The organism is Streptomyces sp. NPDC060000, from assembly GCF_042737375.1.
GTDB lineage: Bacteria > Actinomycetota > Actinomycetes > Streptomycetales > Streptomycetaceae > Streptomyces.
The window spans coordinates 44,218-60,120 of sequence record NZ_JBHWUU010000039.1 but is presented as its reverse complement, the minus strand read 5'-3'; the positions used below and the strand labels follow the sequence as shown (position 1 = coordinate 60,120).

General features: G+C 69.7%; 17 protein-coding genes and 1 riboswitch. Of the genes, 15 read left to right on the top strand and 2 right to left on the bottom strand.

What is annotated here, in order from left to right; translation table 11 throughout:
- Positions 1–12 precede the first annotated feature (12 nt).
- The 3 genes from ACFWBB_RS21395 (at position 13) to ACFWBB_RS21385 (ending at position 2,616) form a co-directional block, all read left to right on the top strand.
- Positions 13–312 (top strand): hypothetical protein, encoded by a 300-nt coding sequence (locus ACFWBB_RS21395; RefSeq protein WP_385274592.1) that lies wholly within the window; start codon positions 13–15, stop codon positions 310–312.
- Between the two features lie 475 nt (positions 313–787).
- Complete coding sequence (locus ACFWBB_RS21390) at positions 788–1,915, top strand: hypothetical protein (RefSeq protein WP_385274589.1); 1,128 nt, start codon at positions 788–790, stop codon at positions 1,913–1,915.
- Positions 1,916–1,944: 29 nt separating this feature from the next.
- Complete coding sequence (locus ACFWBB_RS21385) at positions 1,945–2,616, top strand: hypothetical protein (protein ID WP_385274586.1); 672 nt, start codon at positions 1,945–1,947, stop codon at positions 2,614–2,616.
- Between the two features lie 75 nt (positions 2,617–2,691).
- On the opposite strand, the gene arr is transcribed toward ACFWBB_RS21385, so the two are convergent.
- Positions 2,692–3,102, bottom strand: coding sequence for an NAD(+)--rifampin ADP-ribosyltransferase (gene arr / locus ACFWBB_RS21380; protein WP_385274583.1), 411 nt, complete (start codon positions 3,100–3,102; stop codon positions 2,692–2,694).
- Positions 3,103–3,301: 199 nt separating this feature from the next.
- Positions 3,302–3,706: a hypothetical protein gene (locus ACFWBB_RS21375; protein WP_385274580.1), complete on the bottom strand. Its 405-nt coding sequence runs from the start codon at positions 3,704–3,706 to the stop codon at positions 3,302–3,304.
- Positions 3,707–3,981: 275 nt separating this feature from the next.
- Here ACFWBB_RS21375 and ACFWBB_RS21370 point away from each other — a divergent pair, with 275 nt between their 5' ends.
- The 12 genes from ACFWBB_RS21370 to ACFWBB_RS21315 all read left to right on the top strand — a co-directional run bounded on the left by ACFWBB_RS21370 (position 3,982) and on the right by ACFWBB_RS21315 (position 15,771).
- Positions 3,982–4,812: a glycoside hydrolase domain-containing protein gene (locus ACFWBB_RS21370; protein ID WP_385274577.1), complete on the top strand. Its 831-nt coding sequence runs from the start codon at positions 3,982–3,984 to the stop codon at positions 4,810–4,812.
- A gap of 63 nt (positions 4,813–4,875) precedes the next feature.
- Complete coding sequence (locus ACFWBB_RS21365) at positions 4,876–5,208, top strand: hypothetical protein (protein ID WP_385274574.1); 333 nt, start codon at positions 4,876–4,878, stop codon at positions 5,206–5,208.
- A 24-nt stretch (positions 5,209–5,232) separates the two neighbouring features.
- On the top strand, positions 5,233–5,871 hold the full coding sequence (locus ACFWBB_RS21360; protein ID WP_385274571.1) for a hypothetical protein: 639 nt from the start codon (positions 5,233–5,235) through the stop codon (positions 5,869–5,871).
- Between the two features lie 156 nt (positions 5,872–6,027).
- Positions 6,028–6,672, top strand: a complete 645-nt coding sequence (locus tag ACFWBB_RS21355; protein WP_385274568.1) for a SurA N-terminal domain-containing protein — start codon at positions 6,028–6,030, stop codon at positions 6,670–6,672.
- Between the two features lie 121 nt (positions 6,673–6,793).
- A complete protein-coding gene (locus ACFWBB_RS21350; RefSeq protein ID WP_385274565.1) occupies positions 6,794–7,816 on the top strand; it encodes a nucleoside triphosphate pyrophosphohydrolase in 1,023 nt (340 codons plus the stop codon).
- 289 nt (positions 7,817–8,105) lie between these two features.
- The gene (locus ACFWBB_RS21345) at positions 8,106–9,401 is read left to right on the top strand and encodes a cytochrome P450 (RefSeq protein WP_385274562.1); all 1,296 of its coding nucleotides are present in this window, start codon (positions 8,106–8,108) and stop codon (positions 9,399–9,401) included.
- 205 nt (positions 9,402–9,606) lie between these two features.
- Entirely contained in the window at positions 9,607–10,644 is a 1,038-nt protein-coding gene (locus tag ACFWBB_RS21340; protein ID WP_385274559.1) for a transglycosylase family protein, read from the top strand.
- A gap of 204 nt (positions 10,645–10,848) precedes the next feature.
- Positions 10,849–11,035, top strand: a riboswitch (cyclic di-AMP (ydaO/yuaA leader).
- Positions 11,036–11,038: 3 nt separating this feature from the next.
- Positions 11,039–11,764, top strand: a complete 726-nt coding sequence (locus tag ACFWBB_RS21335) for a transglycosylase family protein (protein WP_385274556.1) — start codon at positions 11,039–11,041, stop codon at positions 11,762–11,764.
- Between the two features lie 428 nt (positions 11,765–12,192).
- Complete coding sequence (eno, locus tag ACFWBB_RS21330; RefSeq protein WP_385274553.1) at positions 12,193–13,485, top strand: phosphopyruvate hydratase; 1,293 nt, start codon at positions 12,193–12,195, stop codon at positions 13,483–13,485.
- A 113-nt stretch (positions 13,486–13,598) separates the two neighbouring features.
- Positions 13,599–14,075, top strand: a complete 477-nt coding sequence (locus tag ACFWBB_RS21325; RefSeq protein WP_385274550.1) for a septum formation initiator family protein — start codon at positions 13,599–13,601, stop codon at positions 14,073–14,075.
- 212 nt (positions 14,076–14,287) lie between these two features.
- Positions 14,288–14,833: a DUF501 domain-containing protein gene (locus ACFWBB_RS21320; protein WP_385274547.1), complete on the top strand. Its 546-nt coding sequence runs from the start codon at positions 14,288–14,290 to the stop codon at positions 14,831–14,833.
- Entirely contained in the window at positions 14,830–15,771 is a 942-nt protein-coding gene (locus ACFWBB_RS21315; RefSeq protein WP_385274544.1) for an exopolyphosphatase, read from the top strand. Before ACFWBB_RS21320 ends, ACFWBB_RS21315 begins: the two co-directional genes overlap by 4 nt.
- The last annotated feature ends 132 nt before the right edge of the window (positions 15,772–15,903 follow it).

Genomic DNA, 15,903 nt, shown 5'->3' with positions numbered 1-15,903 from the left:
AAGGCGGCGGTCATGGGTTACGAGTTTCACATCACCAGAGCGGAATCGTGGACGGAGAGCGAAGAATTCCCCATTGGTCGTGCGGAATGGGAACAAGTTGCCGAGGCTTGTGATGCGATCGAACTCCAAGGGGACGTGGAGTGGAACGACATTGGAGCACAGCCGGTGTACGGCGCAGCCGCTTCGACGGCCTCGTTTTCCTGGCGACTAGGTCGTGTCGACATCTCCGGCCATTTGGACGACTCGATGTGGAGCATCGCCGAGTCGTTGGCGGAAGAATTGCAAGCATATCTGGTCGGAGACGACGAGTGAAACGAACTTGGAAGTGAGAGCGGTGACCTGCGATGTGTGCGGCCACCAGATGCGGCGATTGCCTGCGGGACCGAGTCGCACGGACGAGGACTGGGTGTGTGCATGGTGCTATGCCGTGACCACGGTGGGGTCAGGACCCGGACAGGTGTCCCGGCCCGCATACACGCCCATGAACCAGCGCTGGGAGCGGGCGGCCGGAGATGGGCTGCCTTCCGATGTCTCCCATGCGTACGGGTACTTCGGCAGGACTCTTTGTGGAATCCAGCGAGACGGCACAACCGCTTCGCCTTACCCGTGGGTTCCGGAGTGGGCCGACGCATGCCCCACCTGTAAGGAAGCTGCGGCTGTCATCGACGAGCGCTGGCCGGTGGCGATGCGAGAGGGCGGACGGGTGCAGAGCACCCCGCCGCCCGACTCGGAGTGGCCGCCCTTCTAAAGCCACCGTGCGGACCTCGCAACGACTCGGGAAGCATCAGTGAACCCCTTCATAGCCATGGCCGGCACCGGCCTGCTCGTCTACGCCACCGTCACCATCCCGCGCAACATCCGCAAGGCCAGAGCGCAGAAGGACGCTCGGCAGGGCCCCTCCGAGAGCGCGCAGAAACCCCTGGTCATTGATGCGGCCGCGTACGGTCTCGTCCCCGCGGCCCGGCTTGACGTCCGTTTCGCGGGCGCGGATCGGCAGGCCGATGCGGTGGCGGAGGCGGCGGTCGCGGGGGATTGGCGGCAGGCGGCGGCGTATCTCGACGAGGCCGGCCGGGACTGGGATCTGCGCTGGTACCGGCTGGGCATCCTTGCCCACGCGGCTGTCCGGGACGACACGTGGCTGAAGACCTGGCGTGCCACCTACCCGTACGATCCGTCGGCCGTTCTCGTGGTGGCCGACGCGTTGACCGTGTTCGCGGGTGAGGCCCGCGGTGAGAAACGCGCGAAGCACACGACCGCCGAGCAGTTCCAGGGCTTCCACCAACTCCTGTCCCAGGCGCTGCCCGTCTGCCAGGAGGCTGCCCGGCTGGCCCCGGACGATCCCAGTCCCTGGGTCGCTCAGATCTCCATCGCCCTGGGTCTCGGCTGGTCCCATGAGGACTTCCGCTCGCTGTGGGCCGAGATCGTCGCTCGCGATCCCCACCACAATGGCGCGCATCTCGCGGCGCTTCAGTACTGGTGTGCCAAGTGGCGCGGTTCGCAGGAGTTGATGTTCGCGTTCGCCGAGGAGGCGGCGGCCGTAGCCCCGCCCGGAAGTCTGCTGCCTGTGCTGCGTCTGTACGCGGCGTTCGAGCACGAGCATCAGACGGGTGACCGCTCGGTCTATCAGCAGCCGTTCATGCGGGCGGCCATCGACGCCACCTTGGACGCCGTCGCCCAGGTCCCGCCGCACCACTACCGCCTGCCCACCGTGCGCCACCTCCTGGCCGACGCCCTGTTCCGCACCGAGCGGTACGCGGAGGCGGTCGAGCAGTTCCGTGCGGTCGGTGGCTTTGTAGGCAGCGTGCCGTGGAACTACTCGGTCGACCCGGTGCGGGAGTTCGTCCACGCCCGTACGAACACCTTTGTGGAGTGGGAGAAGGCGGGCCGACCCGCGGCGCCGAGGACGCCTTCATGAACGGATCCGTGCCACCCCTGGAGAGCCTGGTGGACTGGCGTTTCGACGAGACGTTGACAGCGCAGATCCGGCGGATGGACCGGGCCCAGCGGCACCAGGCCGTGTTCTTCGCGTTGCGCCGACTGCAGGCGCCTCTGTCGGACATCGCGATGCCGCAGGAGTGGGGCGTCGACTCCGCCGTGGTCGAGCTGCTCCTCCGTCAGGGTGCCGTGCGGCTGAACGGCGAGCCCGATGACGCTTTGCAACTGGCACTCGACCGGTTGAGCCGCGCGCCGCTTTTCGAATCCGAAATCGCCCCGGAACTCGCCGGGCTCTTTCAGCTGGAGGCCATCAGCGGCTGGATGCTGCTGAGCGAGGCCCTGGGCGAGATGAGCGAGGACCAGACGGACACCATCGTCGTCCGCACCCGGGAACTGGCCGCCCACCTCGACGAGTGCGTTTCGGGAACCTTGACGGTGGTGCCGGGGGAGGAGGACCGCGAGTGCTACCTCGTTGATGTCGCCGAACCGCTCCGCGCCTATGGCCTGGGCTACTTCGCCACCCGGAATCTCGTAGTCGAGAACCGGTGCCACGAGGCGATCCTGGCTGCCACCGACGGCTCCCACCTGCCGGCCTCCGTGACGGGGCGCGAGCTGTTGGCTCTGTGCGACGGGTACAGCCGCGAGCTGACAGCGGCGATCACAGCGTTCCCACGCGTCTGAGGATTGTCTCGTGACCCTCAACGGGCGAGCGACAACCGCGTGGCTTCGGACTCCGAGTTCGTCACGGGACAGCCCTCAGTTGATGATCTCGGCGCGGTCGTCCAGACGGATCGCGGCCAGCCGGTCTCGCCACATCTGGAGAGCCTCGGGTGTCTGTCGTGTCCAGTCGGTGACCTCTCCGATGATCCGGAGGGGGTCACTGCTGCGATAGGAGCGGGTGGGATTGCCGGGGAACTTTCTGTCGGTGACATTCGGATCGTTCTCGAACTCCCCGGTCGGTTCGACGACATACACCCGCGGGGCCCCGTCGCCGGCGGCGAGTTCGGCTGCGAGCCCCGCGCCGTCGCGCAACGCGGTGAAGTAGACGTGGTTCATCACGATCTCGGGCCGGTAGTTGGAACGGAAACCGGCGGTGAGATGATCTCCGACCCGCAGCTCGGCCTTTGTGCCGTGAAAGAACGGCCCCTCGTCCAACGCCTCGTCCATCGCCACAGATTAGCAACACGTGTTGTCGTGACGGCGAGCCGTCCGGGGCGGCTCGGATGCCGTGATCACACCAGCCGCAGGCAGGACGCGGGGCGTGGACGTCCGGCACCCGGCGCATCCTGCCGCGGGTCGCGGGTCGCGGGTCGCGGGTCGCGGGTCGCGGGTCGCAGGGCGCTCGGCGCCCGCCCGCCCGCCGTCCCTACCTCCCGTACGGGTACCCCTGCTGGTACGGCCCGCCCTGCGGGGGCATGCCCGTGCCGTAGGCCGGCTGGGGTGTCGGGAGGCTCTTGTCGAACATCGCGAACAGAAGCATGCCCGTCGCCGTCAGCAGGGACACCATGACGGCGATGCCGAGGTAGGGGTCGCCGTCGCCGTCGGCCGTCATCACCGCCCACGGCAGGGTCACGCACTCGTACAGCGCGAACGAGGCGAAGGCCGCCCAGTCCGAGGAGTGGCCGCGGCGGATCGCCACATAGAGGAAGGGCACCCAGACCAGCAGGCCCAGTGAGCCCCAGACCAGGACCCCCCAGGCGAGCCGCTGGAACCAGCCGCCCGCAAGCCGTCTCTCCGCGCCCGCCGCCGTCGATGTCGTCGGCATCGTCATGTCGCCCCCCAAGTCACCAGGAGCTAAGGGTAGGACACGGACGAACCACTCCACGGCATCGCTTCTTTACTGTGACATGAGCGAATCTTGTGGCTATGCGGGACCTGTGTTTCCCGATCAGTGGGACGCCGCGGGTTACGGTGCGAGCCGCCGGTACGGACGTCGAGTCGACACCGTATCGTCGCACCGGTTCAGGGGACTTCGGCCTGGCAAGGCACACGCCACAGGCCCACGCGGCAACAGCGCCGCACACAGAGACGAACGATGGGGTGGGGATGGCCGAGCACCGGCAGTCCAGGAAGCGCAGATACATCACGTGGGGCGTGGCCGGAGCGGCCGTCCTCGCGGGGGCCGGGATAGCGGCGCAGACCTCGATGGCGGCCACCACCTGGCCCGCCCAGAAGACGTACACCGGACGTGCCTTCGACGCCTGCACCGCGCCCTCCCTGGCCGCGATGAAGGCCTGGAAGACCGACGGGTACTACGGCGGCGCGGCCGTCTACGTCGGTGGCAAGAACCGGGGCTGCGCGCAGCCCAACCTGACCGCCTCCTGGGTGAAGTCGGTCAACGCGGTCGGCTGGAAGCTGATCCCGCTCTACGTCGGCGCCCAGCCGCCCTGCCAGACCGGCTCCAGCCCCGAGAAGATCACCGCCGCCACGGCCACCTCGCTCGGCGCGACCGACGGCGCGGACGCGGTCGCCAAGGCCTCGGCGCTCGGCATGAAGGCCGGCAGCCCGATCTACCTCGACATGGAGGCGTACGACATCACCAACAAGGCGTGCAACGACGCCGTGTTGGCGTACGTGCGCTCCTTCACCAAGACGCTGCGCGCCAAGATCTACCGGGGCGGCTACTACGGCTTCAGCAGCTCCAGCGCCAAAGCCATCGCCACCGCGACGAACAAGACGGACCTGCCGGGCAACCTCTGGTACGCCCTGTGGGACAAGAAGGACACCACGACCACCGACTGGCCGTGGGGCGCGACCCAGTTCACGAACCACAGCCGCGGCCACCAGTTCCAGGTCAACAGCAAGGAGACCCGCGGCGGTTACACGATCACCGTGGACCGCGACTCGTGGGACGCCCCGGTCGCCATCGTCGGCTGATCCGGATCACATGAGGCGTGACGCGCGAGTCCTGACACGCGAGGCGTGAGGGAGGGGCAGGACATGAGGATGGTCTTCGCGGGGGCCGTGGCCGGTGCGGCGCTGCGTACGCCCGTCGCGCGCGCGGGCTTCACGCTGCTGCCAGTCCTCAGCCTGGGGCTGCTGTGCCCCGTCCCGTCCCTCGTGCTGGCCCTGCGCCGGCGCTCCCGGGCCGACTGGTCGGCCTTCGTCGCCTTCAGCGCGGTGCTGGCCGCCTGGCTCACCGAGCTCGCGCTGACCCCGGTCGACACGCACGGGGCGCTGTTCGCGCTCGACGTGCTGCTGATCGCCCTGTCTACGGCCGGCGCCGCCACGCACGCGTGGCGCGCCTGGCCGCAGCGACCGACCGGGGAGTAGCGAAGAAGAAATGGAGCGGCAGCGGTGAGCAAGCAGGTCAGACAGGTGTCCCAGGCACGGGCGGCGCGGGCGGCGCAGAGGGCGGACGGGGCGCGCGAAGGGCGGGCGTTCGCCTTCGGGCTTGCGGCCGTCACCTGGCTGCGCGCGCTGCGCGGGCGCACTCTCGCCCTCGCGGCGGGCGCCCTCGTGGCAGCGGCGGCCCTCACGGTGGCCGCCGTCCTCCTCTTCTCCCACGACGACCGTCCCGCCGTCCCCGACACCCGCGCCCGCGCGTACAGCGACGTGGACGCCTGTCTCCTCACCGACGACAAGGGCATCACCGCCGACAGCACCGCGGCCACCGTCTGGCAGGGCATGCAGGACGCGTCTTCGAAGACGCACGCGCGCGTGAGCTACGCGCCGGTGACCGGCGAACAGAGCACCGGCAACGCGCGACCCTTCCTCAACGGCCTGCTTCAGCGCTCCTGCGACGTCGTCCTGGCGGTCGGGAAACCAGAGGTCACCGCAGTGGAAGCGACGGCGGCGCAGTACAAGAAGGTCGACTTCGTCCTGGTGGGCGGCGCCACGCGCGCGAACGTGAACGTGCGCACGGTGGCCACGGGCGACGGCCTGCGCGCGGACGTCGCGGACGCCGTCGAGCACGCGGTGGACGCGCGAGGCTGAGCCCTCGCACCGACGAGCGGGCGGCGAGCGGGCGCGGCGGTGCCCGAAGTCCTGGTGAATCGTTGGTCGAATGGGTTGGCCCCAGCCGCCCCACTGCCTAACATCGATCACCGCAAGACTTTGTGCACCGTCGCACAATCTCCTCGGGAGGTTCCCTTGCACCGCCGTCGTCGCACCGCGCTCCTGCTGTCCGCCGCGATCGTGGCGGCCCCTCTCCTCGCCGCCTGCGGGAACGACGCGCATCCGGGCGCTGCGGCCGTCGTCGGCGGCCAGCGGATCACCGTCGCGCAGTTGGAGAGCCGGGTGGACGAGGTGCGCACGGCCCAGCGCGCCGCGGTCACCGACGACGCCCAGTACAAGCAGGTCGTCGCCCAGACCGGCACCCTCGCCCGCGACACCCTGCACGGCATGGTCCTCGACAAGGTGCTGCACCGGGCCGCCGAGGACGCGGACATCACCGTCAGCCGCCGGGAGGTCCAGGAGATGCGGGCCGGTCTGGAGCAGCAGGCGGGCGGCGCGAAGGGCCTGGAGACGGCGTGGCTCCAGCAGTACGGCATTCCGCCGCAGCGCCTCGACGAGAATCTGCACCTCCAGCTGGAGGCCCAGAAACTCGCCGCCGGGCTCGGTACGAACACCAGCCAGCCCGCCTTCTGGAACGCCCTGTCCAAGGCGTCCAAGGCGCTCGGCGTCGATCTCAACCCGCGCTACGGGAACTGGGACGCGCAGAAGGTCGCCCGCGTCGACGCGAAGACGCCCTGGGTACGGGAGATCTCGACGGCGGGGACGCAGCAGACGACGTGACCACGTGATCGCCCGACACCACGTGCTCACCCGACCAGGTGGCCGTGTGATCGTATGACCGGCTGACCTGTCCTGTGGATAACTCGGAGGGCCGCCGGCGGGTGTGGGTTACGTTCGGGGTGTGAACGCAATCAGCTCCGCCGCCGCCCACGCCGAGGTCGCCGCCCCCGGCCGGGTCGTCCTGCTCACCACCAGCCACCGGGTCGCCCCCGGCCTGTTGTCCTGGCCCGCCTGGCAGGCCCTGCGCACGGCGGACCGGGTGCTGTGCGCGGACGGCGCTCATCCGCAGCTGCCTTACCTGCGGGACGCGGGCATCACGGTCGAGGAGTCCTCCCCGACCGCCGAGGAGCTGCTCGCCGCCTGCGCCGACGGCCGCACGGTCGTGGTCGTGGCCACCGGCGAAGGCGAACCGGCCCTCACGGACGGCCTGGCCCGGCTGGCCGGCTCCGGCCGTGTGTCGATGCCCGACCTGGAACTGCTGCCCGCCTCCTACGACCTGCCCGGCGCCCGGCTCCTCGACCTCGTCCAGGTCATGGACCGCATCCGCGTCGAGTGCCCGTGGTCCTCCCGGCAGACCCACAAGGGCCTGGCGAAGTACGCGGTCGAGGAGTCGTACGAACTGGTCGAGGCGATCGAGGACGGAGACCGCGACGAACTCCGCGAGGAGCTGGGCGACGTTCTGCTCCAGGTCGTCTTCCACGCCCGCATCGCCGAGGAGGACGAGGAGTCCCCCTTCTCCGTCGACGACGTCGCGGGCACGATCGTCGCCAAGCTCATCCACCGCCACCCCCATGTGTTCGGCGACGCCACGGCGACGACCCCGGAGGAGGTGAAGGAGCACTGGCTCCGCACGAAGGCGACGGAGAAGCGGCGGGAGTCCGTGACCGACGGCGTCCCCCTCCACCAGCCCGGACTGGCCCTCGCGACGAAACTGGTGTCCCGGGCCCGGACGGCACGACTGGAGGTGCCACTCCCGGCGGCCGAGGGCATCGGCTACGAACTGCTCGCGCTGGCGGCACGCGCCGAGTCGGAGGGCATAGACCCTGAGGCGGCACTGCGGGCGGCGGCCCGCACGTACCGGGACGCGATCCGGGGCGTCGAAGGTATAGAGGAGACAGAGGATATAGAGGGTATGGAGGGCTGATTCGAGGGCTCCTCGTCCGGGCTCCCCCATAAAGGCGCGGTTCGTCCGGGCTCCCTGTCCGGGTTCCCTGTCAGGGCTTCCCCTCCGGCTTCCCCTCCGGCTTCCCCCCGGGTTCCCTGTCGGGGCTTCCCGTCCGGGTTCCCTGTCCGGTCCGGTTGCCCCGCCGCCGGTCGAAGCGCCTCGCGGAGCTGTCGGGCCCCCCGCCCGAGGCCCTTGCGGAGCCGTCGGGCAACCTCCTCCACCCGAGGCCCTCGCAGAGCCCCCTCGGGAACCCCGCTACCGTCAAGGCGTGACCAACCAGCCCCGCCCCTCGGGCGACACCCCGCCCGCCCCCGACCTCTTCACCTGGGAATTCGCCACCGACCCCTATCCCGCCTACGCGTGGTTGCGTGAGCACGCCCCCGTGCACCGCACCACCCTGCCCAGCGGTGTGGAGGCCTGGCTGGTCACCCGTTACGCCGACGCGAAACAGGCCCTGGCCGACCACAGGCTCTCCAAGAACCCCGCGCACCACGACGAACCGGCGCACGCCAAGGGCAAGACCGGCATCCCAGGTGAGCGCAAGGCGGAGCTGATGACGCATCTGCTCAACATCGACCCGCCGGACCACACACGGCTGCGTCGGCTCGTCAGCAAGGCCTTCACGCCGCGCCGGGTCGCCGAGTTCGCCGCCCGGGTCCAGGAGCTGACGGACGACCTCATCGACCGGTTCGCCGCCGAGGGCGAGGCCGACCTCATCCACGACTTCGCCTTCCCGCTCCCCATCTACGCCATCTGCGACCTCCTGGGCGTCCCCCGCGAGGACCAGGACGACTTCCGCGACTGGGCCGGGATGATGATCCGGCACGGCGGAGGTCCCAGGGGCGGGGTCGCGCGGTCGGTGAAGAAGATGCGCGGATATCTGCTGGAGCTCATCCACCGCAAGCGAGCGGAGCTCCCGGCCGAGCCGGCTCCCGGCGAGGACCTCATCTCCGGCCTGATCCGCGCCTCCGACCACGGCGAGCACCTCACCGAGAACGAGGCCGCCGCCATGGCCTTCATCCTGCTGTTCGCCGGCTTCGAGACGACCGTCAATCTCATCGGCAACGGCACCTACGCCCTCCTCACCCACCCCGAGCAGCGCGAACGCCTCCAGCGGTCGCTCACCGAGGACGGCGGCGACCGCACCCTCCTGGAGACCGGCGTCGAGGAACTCCTGCGCTACGACGGCCCCGTGGAACTGGCCACCTGGCGGTTCGCGACCGAACCGCTCAGCATCGGCGGGCAGGACATCGCGCCGGGCGACCCGGTCCTGGTCGTCCTGGCGGCCGCCGACCGTGACCCGGCCCGTTTTTCGGACCCGGACACCCTCGACCTCTCCCGCCGGGACAACCAGCACCTCGGCTACGGCCACGGCATCCACTACTGCCTGGGCGCCCCGCTGGCCCGGCTGGAGGGCCAGACCGCGCTGGCCACGCTTCTCACCCGGCTGCCCGACCTCCGACTGGCCGTGGCTCCGGCCGAGTTGAGATGGCGTGGCGGACTCATCATGCGCGGACTGCGGACTCTGCCGGTCGAGTTCACTCCGGTGCATTCCGGTTCATAACAGCTACGGACCTGACCGAATGTCGGCCGGAGTGTGACCGTTCGGCAAAGCAAAGGTGACCAACACTCAAGTCTGTGATCTTCACGTGATCTGCGCGGCATTAACTTGTGACAAGTGATCGTCTGCCGATACGTTCACTCGTCAGCGCGACGCATCGGTTCAACCCGCCGCGCCGGTCAGTGCTGTCCAGAGAAAGGCCCCTCGCATGCTCTCCGGGAACGGTCGTCACCGTCGCCCCCGCCAGGCCCCGGCTCTCCTCGTCGCGGCCGGAGTGACGGGCTCCGCCATCGCCATCCCGCTGCTCGCCGCCTCCGGCGCGAGCGCCGCCGACGGCACGGTCTGGGACAAGGTGGCGCAGTGCGAGACCGGCGGCTCGTGGAGCGCCGACCAGGGTGCCGGCGAGTACGGCGGCCTGAGCCTCACCCAGAAGGACTGGGAGACGTACGGCGGCCTCGACTACGCGGCGAGCCCCGATCTGGCCAGCCGCAACCAGCAGATATCCGTGGCGCAGAAGGTGCTCGCGGCCCAGGGCATCGGCGCCTGGGGTACCTGCGGGCTGACCTCCGGGCTCACCCAGGAGAACGGCGCGCTGAGCGTGGACACCGGCGTGGCGGACGACTCATCGGATTCGTCCGACTCGTCGGACTCATCCGGGTCTTCCGGATTGTCCGACCTGTCCAGGGGGTTGTCCGGCTCCTCGAGCGGCGGTGACGCCTCGACCGGATCGTCGGACTCGTCCGCCGATTCCTCCAGTTCGCCCTCGGCGTCCGCTTCTTCCTCTTCTTCCTCTTCCTCCCCTTCGTCCTCTTCTTCCGCCGCGGACGGTTCCGGTGCGTCCGGCGGTTCTGGTGGCAAGGGTGACGGGCAGACGGGTGGCGGCTCGGTCGCGGCATCCCCGCAAGCGGACGACTCGGACAATTCGGGTCAGGAAGCGGGTTCTTGGAGCCTCGTCGACACGGGGTCCCTCGGTTCCGGCCGCCATCGCGGCACCGCCGACGAGGCCACACCCAAGAGCGCGACCGACGCGGGCGTGGACGCCCTGGACGGCACCACCACCGCGTCCACCGGCCGGCACGCCGCGGCCACCTATCTCGTCCAGGAGGGCGACTCCCTCGAGTCCATCGCCGACTCCCTTGACCTCGACGGCGGATGGCGCGCCCTCTACGCCGAGAACAGGGGCCTCATCGGCGCCGACCCGAGCAACATCACCCCCGGTCAGACCCTCGACACAGGGGTGGAATAGGGCGCAAAGCCCAAGAAAAACAGCGGCAGTTCACGTCACGCTTCGCACTGAATGTCCGATTTGGTGAAGTGTGGGATGAGTCTCAGAAGCCCTGATCGTCTTTGAAATTCCGCCGATCGCGTGTCTACGGTCGAGGCCGCTCGGCAACCCGAGCCCCGGCCGTCGCAACGCCGAATCCTGCCAGCGACGACCCGGGAACAGTCGTCGCGTCAAGCGCCGTAGGCAGGAGCGGGGGACCCAAGGTAAGTGCCGCATCGGGGTGGTTGACCGGAACGGCTAGGGGTTAAGCCACACCCCCCACGGAGCAGTGCTCCGGTGGGTGAGGAGTGGCCGGGCAACTCACACGGCCCGAACCCGACAGCTCACCTCGTAGGCGTCGGTGAGGGGATCCACCATGCTGTTTTCCGGTAAGGGCAAGCACCGTCGTCCGTCCAAGGCCACCCGCGTCGCCACGCTCGCCGGCGTCACCGGTGTCGCCATCGCCGCCCCGCTGATGGCGGCCGGCAACGCCTCCGCCGCCACCTCCTCCGAGTGGGACGCGGTCGCCCAGTGCGAGTCCGGCGGCAACTGGTCCATCAACACCGGCAACGGCTTCTACGGCGGCCTCCAGTTCTCCGCCTCCACCTGGGCCGCGTACGGCGGCACGCAGTACGCCGGGCAGGCCAACCAGGCCTCCAAGTCCCAGCAGATAGCCATCGGCGAGAAGGTCCTCGCGGGTCAGGGCAAGGGTGCCTGGCCGGTCTGCGGCACCGGCCTGTCCGGCGCCGCCTACAACGGCGGCAGCGCCGGCTCCTCGAGCTCCGGTTCGGCCGGCTCGTCCAGCTCCTCCGATTCCTCCAGCTCGTCGAACAGCGGCAGCACCAGCACCCGCTCGACCGAGGAGCAGAGCGCCTCCCGCTCGACCGACCGCCCGGCCGCCTCCAAGACGGTCACCACCCCGACCGGCAAGAAGGTCAAGAAGGGTGACGGCGAGTACAAGGTCGGCAAGGGCGACACCCTCAGCTCCATCGCCGAGAAGCACAAGGTCAAGGGTGGCTGGGAGAAGCTCTTCCAGCTGAACAAGGACATCGTCACGGACGCGGACCTCATCTACCCGGGCCAGCAGCTGCACCTGAAGTGACACTGCGCCTGAAGTGACACTGCACCTGAAGTGACACTGCGCCTGAAGTGGCACTGCACTTGAAGTGGCACCGCGCCTGAAGTGACACCTGGTCCCCAGAGAAGCCACAGTGCCCTCACATCCGAGGTCGGCACACTGAAGACCTCGTGAGGGTCACCCCCCCGTCCCCACGGGCTCCCCGCTCCGGTGCGCGTTCCCCCGTACGCACCGGGGCGGGGTTTCTCTTTGCCCGTTCGCCACTTCCTGTTGGCTTTTCTCGGCCACCCTCTTTGTTCCGGGCGGAAACAATAGGTACCGTCTGTCTGTCCACGGGACGGTCGGTCGGCTGCCGACGGCCCCGGGGCGGTTAGGCTCTAGTCGCAAGGCTCAGCAAGGGCTCCTCAAGGCCCCTGGGCCCCGCACAACCAGCGTCACATCCCAAGAAGGAGATGCTCGTGCCGTCCATCGACGTCGTCGTAGCCCGGGAAATCCTGGACTCCCGAGGCAACCCCACGGTCGAGGTCGAGGTCGGCCTCGACGACGGCAGCACGGGTCGTGCCGCCGTTCCGTCCGGCGCCTCCACCGGTGCCTTCGAGGCCATCGAGCTCCGCGACGGTGACCCCAACCGCTACCACGGCAAGGGTGTCGAGAAGGCCGTCCTCGCCGTCATCGAGCAGATCGGCCCGGAGCTCGTCGGCTACGACGCCACCGAGCAGCGCCTGATCGACCAGGCGATGTTCGACCTGGACGCCACCGACAACAAGGGCTCGCTCGGCGCCAACGCCATCCTCGGCGTCTCGCTCGCCGTCGCCCACGCCGCCTCCGAGGCCAGCGACCTGCCGCTGTTCCGCTACCTGGGCGGCCCGAACGCGCACCTGCTGCCCGTTCCGATGATGAACATCCTGAACGGCGGCTCGCACGCCGACTCCAACGTGGACATCCAGGAGTTCATGATCGCCCCGATCGGCGCGGAGTCCTTCTCCGAGGCGCTGCGCTGGGGCGCCGAGGTCTACCACACCCTCAAGAAGGTGCTGAAGACCAAGGGCCTGTCCACCGGCCTCGGCGACGAGGGCGGCTTCGCCCCGAACCTGGAGTCCAACCGCGCCGCGCTCGACCTCATCATCGAGGCCATCCAGCAGGCCGGTTACATCCCCGGCGAGCAGATCGCGCTCGCGCTCGACGTCGCCGCGTCCGAGTTCTACAAGGACGGCAAGTACGAGTTCGAGGGCAAGTCCCGCTCGGCCGCCGAGATGACCGAGTACTACGAGGAGCTCGTCTCCGCGTACCCGCTGGTCTCCATCGAGGACCCGCTGTACGAGGACGACTGGGCCGGCTGGAAGGTCATCACCGACAAGCTGGGCGACAAGGTCCAGATCGTCGGCGACGACCTCTTCGTCACCAACCCCGAGCGTCTGGCCCGCGGCATCGAGGAGGGCTCCGCGAACGCCCTGCTCGTCAAGGTGAACCAGATCGGCTCGCTCACCGAGACCCTGGACGCCGTCGAGATGGCCCAGCGCAACGGCTTCAAGTGCATGATGTCCCACCGCTCCGGCGAGACCGAGGACGTCACCATCGCCGACCTCGCCGTCGCGGTGAACTGCGGTCAGATCAAGACCGGCGCCCCGGCCCGCTCGGACCGCGTCGCCAAGTACAACCAGCTGCTGCGCATCGAGGAGATCCTCGACGACGCCGCGGTGTACGCCGGCCGCTCCGCGTTCCCCCGGTTCCGCTCTGCGAACTGATCGGCGCAGCAAGGGCTGAGTCGAAGGCTCCGCCAGTCGTACGTACGTCCCCGTACCCGGTCCCGTACCGTGTGCGGGGACGTACGCACGTGTGAGACGGGAGGCGGGAAACAGTGGCCGTGAAGGACCGGGACCGTTTCTCCACCGCGACCAGGATCAAGCTGCTCGGCGAACAGACCGCGGCCCGGGTCTACCGCTCCCAGACCAGGCGTCAGGCCCGCCGCTCCCGGCTCACCGGCCGCGCCGCGCTTCTCGCGATGGTCCTGTGCACGCTGATCGTGGCCCTGGCCTACCCGATGCGCCAGTACGTCTCCCAGCGTGCCGAGATCGCCGACCTGGAGCGCGAGAAGCAGCAGGCCGGCGAACGCGTCGAGCAGCTGCGCGACCTCAAGGCGCGCTGGCAGGACGATGCCTACGCGGAGCAGCAGATCCGGTTGCGACTGCACTATGTGCTGCCCGGGGAGACCGGGTTCGTGGTGATCGACCCGGACGCGGCCAGGCAGTCGCGCGCCGACCTCGGGGCGGCCGACCGCCCCTGGTACGCGAACGTCTGGGACGGCGTCGACAAGTCCGACGCCTCCGACCGGTGAACCGACCGGCAGCCGGAGCCGGTGAACCGACCGGCAGCCGGAGCCGGTTTACCGACCCGCAGCCAGAACCCAGTGGACCGACCCGCAGGCAGAATCAGTGGCCCGACCCGCACGCAGAACCTCTGGACCGACCCGCACGCAGAACCAGTGGACCGACCGGCAGCCAGGGCCGATGGACGGAACCGGCAGCCAGAACCGATAGAAAGACAGGCATGGAAACGCCCCCGCCGACCACCCCGCGCACCGAGCCCACCGACGCGGACGTCGAGGCCTTCAAGCAGCAGCTCGGACGGCCGCCGCGCGGCCTGCGCGCGATCGCGCACCGCTGCCCGTGCGGCCGGCCGGACGTCGTGGAGACGGCTCCCCGGCTGCCCGACGGCACGCCCTTCCCGACGCTGTACTACCTGACGTGCCCCAAGGCCAACTCGGCCATCGGCACGCTCGAGGCGAACGGCGTGATGAAGGAGATGACGGAGCGGCTGCGCACCGACCCCGAACTGGCCGCCTCCTACCGTGCCGCGCACGAGGACTACATCCGGCGCCGGGACGAGATCGAGGAGCTGAAGGACTTCCCCAGCGCGGGCGGCATGCCGGACCGCGTGAAGTGCCTGCACGTGCTCGTGGCGCACTCCCTGGCCGCAGGACCGGGCGTGAACCCGCTCGGCGACGAGGCCCTGGCGATGCTCCCGGAGTGGTGGCGCAAGGGCAGCTGTGTGACGCCGGTTCAGCTGGACGAGCCGAAGGCGGCCGCTCGGTGACCCGCGTCGCCGCCGTCGACTGCGGTACGAACTCGATCCGCCTGCTGGTCGCCGACGCCGACCCGGAGACCGGTGAGCTGGTCGACCTGGACCGCCGGATGACGATCGTCCGCCTCGGCCAGGGCGTCGACCGCACCGGACGGCTCGCCCCCGAGGCGCTGGAGCGGACCTTCGCGGCCTGCCGGGAGTACGCGGCCGCCATCAAGGAGTACGGCGCTCAGCGGCTGCGTTTCGTCGCCACCTCCGCCTCCCGGGACGCGGAGAACCGGGACGAGTTCGTGCGCGGGGTGCTGGACATCCTCGGCGTCGAGCCCGAGGTCATCACGGGCGACCAGGAGGCCGAGTTCTCCTTCACGGGCGCCACGAAGGAACTCAAGGGGCGTGCCGACCTCGCCAGGCCCTTCCTGGTGGTGGACATCGGCGGCGGCTCGACCGAGTTCGTCGTCGGCGACGACCGGGTGCGCGCCGCGCGCTCCGTCGACGTGGGCTGCGTACGGATGACCGAGCGGCACCTGATCGTGGACGGTGAGGTCGCCGACCCGCCCACCGCCGGGCAGATCGCGGCGATGCGCGCCGACATCGAGGCCGCCCTCGACCTGGCCGAGCGGACCGTCCCGCTTCGTGAGGCGCACACCCTGGTCGGTCTGGCCGGCTCGGTCACGACGGTCGCGGCGATCGCGCTGGGACTGGACGAGTACGACTCCACGGCGATCCACCACTCGCGGATCGGTCTCGACCGGGTCAGGGGCATCAGCGACGCCCTCCTGAGGGCCACCCACGAACAGCGCGCGGCGCAGCCGGCGATGCATCCGGGCCGGGTGGACGTGATCGCGGCGGGCGCGCTCGTACTGCTGGCGATCATGGAGCGGATCGGCGCGCAGGAGGTCGTGGTGAGCGAGCACGACATCCTCGACGGCATCGCCTGGTCGATCGCGTAGCCGCCGGACGACCCGGTACTCGCACTCTGCTGAGCAGGCCGGATGCGCGTATGAGCAGTGCCGAGGGGCCCTTCGTGGCCCCTCGGACGCGTTCCGGGGGCACCCCCTCGGGAAAGTTCGTGAAGTTCTTCA